Source organism: Kitasatospora sp. NPDC057512 (assembly GCF_042802135.1).
Taxonomy (GTDB): domain Bacteria; phylum Actinomycetota; class Actinomycetes; order Streptomycetales; family Streptomycetaceae; genus Kitasatospora.
Window position 1 is genome coordinate 1 of sequence record NZ_JBHVET010001155.1, and the last position, 1,659, is coordinate 1,659.

Sequence of the window (1,659 nt, forward strand, 5' to 3'; positions counted from 1 at the left end):
GTGCTTTCGGGGTCAGCCGACGGAGACGGTGAGGAGGCCGTCGGGGGAGGCGGTGACGGTGACGGTGGTGAGGGTGTCGGCGTGGGCGTCCGGGTGGTGGGGGAGGGCGCGCGGGCCGATGCCGACGACGCGGACGCCGGCGGCCCTGGCGGCGGCGATGCCGGCGCCGGAGTCCTCGAAGGCGAGGCAGTCGGCGGGGGCGAAGCCGAGGTCGGCGGCGCCCTTGAGGAAGCCCTCGGGGTCGGGCTTGCTGGCGCCGACGGACTCGGCGGTGACCAGGACGGACGGCAGCGGGAGGCCGGCGGCGGCCATCCGGATCCGGGCGAGCGGCAGGTCGGCGGAGGTGACCAGGGCGTGCGGGAGGCCGGCCAGCGAGGCGAGGAAGGCGGCGGCGCCGGGCACCGGGACGACGCCCTCGGTGTCGGCGCGCTCCTTGGCGAGTATCCGCTCGTTGTCGGCCAGGTTGAGTTCGGCCGGGCGGTCGGGCAGCAGGAGGGCCATGGTCGCGTGGCCCTGGCGGCCGTGGGCGACGGCGAGCACCTCGGCGGGGTCCAGGCCGTTCCGCTCGGCCCAGCGGCTGAAGCAGCGCTCGACCACGGCGTCGGAGTTGACCAGGGTGCCGTCCATGTCCAGGAGGACGGCGCGGGCGGTCAGCCGGACGGGGGCAGCGGTCATGGGGCGGCTCCTCGGGGAGGGTGGAGACGGGAGAGCCGGAGAATGCGAGCTCTTTGTTCCTCGATGATACAAAAGATCATCCGAGAAGGTGGGCGTTGACCGCCCGGGCCTCCTCGGCCAGCTCCGGCAGCTCCACCACCTCGACCCCGGCCGCCGTCAGCAGCGCGGTGCCCTGGCAGTCGGTGACGAACAGGTCCGGCTCGCGCCAGGCGACCACTACCCGCGGCACGCCCGCCGCGACGAGCAGCCGGGCGCACGGCGCCGGCCGCGAGGCGCGCTGCCCGCAGGGCTCCAGCGAGCTGTAGACGGTCGCCCCGCGCAGCCGCGGGTCGCCCGCCGGGAGCTTGGCCAGCGCCGCCTCCTCGGCGTGGTCGTGCGGGTCCGCCTCCCGGCTGTAGCCCTCCGCCAGCACCGTGCCGTCGGCGCCGACGATCACCGCGCCGACCGAGAAGGCCGTCTCGGACGGCGGGCAGCGGCGGGAGAGCTCGACGGCCCGGCGCAGGTGGTCGAGGTCGGTGGGCGCGGACTGGGTCACGGCGCGGGCTCCTTCGGGGCGTACCTGAGCAGGACGACGTCGCCCACGGTACGTGCCTCCAGCAGCCGCATCCGCCGGCCCGGACCGCCCGGGAACGCGGCCGGGCGGACGAACCGGGGCGCGTCGGCCTGGCCGACCAGCAGCGGGGCGACGGCCAGCTGGAGCTCGTCCGCCAGGCCCAGGGACAGGAACTGGGTGTGCACGCCCCCGCCGCCCTCCACCATCAGCCGGCGCACCCCGCGGGCGCCCAGGTCGTCCAGCACCGCGCCGAGGTCCACCGCGTCGCCCAGCGCGACCACCTCGGCCAGCCCGTCCAGCCGGGGGCGCAGGACCGCGGCCCCGGCCTCCGTGGTGTAGGCGAGCCGGGCGCCGCCGGTGTGCCAGAACCGCAGGCCGGCGTCGAGTTCGCCGCTCGCGCTGAGCGTCACCTTCAGCGGGTACTCGGGCCG

The 1,659-nt window shown here is 76.7% G+C and carries 1 protein-coding gene and 1 pseudogene; both read right to left on the reverse strand.

Going from position 1 to position 1,659, the window contains the following annotated elements; genetic code table 11:
* Positions 1-12: 12 nt before the first annotated feature.
* A complete protein-coding gene (locus tag ACFU6K_RS38495) occupies positions 13-675 on the reverse strand; it encodes an HAD-IA family hydrolase (RefSeq protein ID WP_380671246.1) in 663 nt (220 codons plus the stop codon).
* Between the two features lie 76 nt (positions 676-751).
* Positions 752-1,659, reverse strand: a pseudogene (locus ACFU6K_RS38500) (dihydrofolate reductase family protein); the annotation flags it as partial.

What these genes read in the sequence shown, in the direction of transcription:
- ACFU6K_RS38495 (WP_380671246.1), bottom strand. Translation starts at nt 675, where the DNA reads ATGACCGCTGCCCCCGTCCGGCTGACCGCCCGCGCCGTCCTCCTGGAC.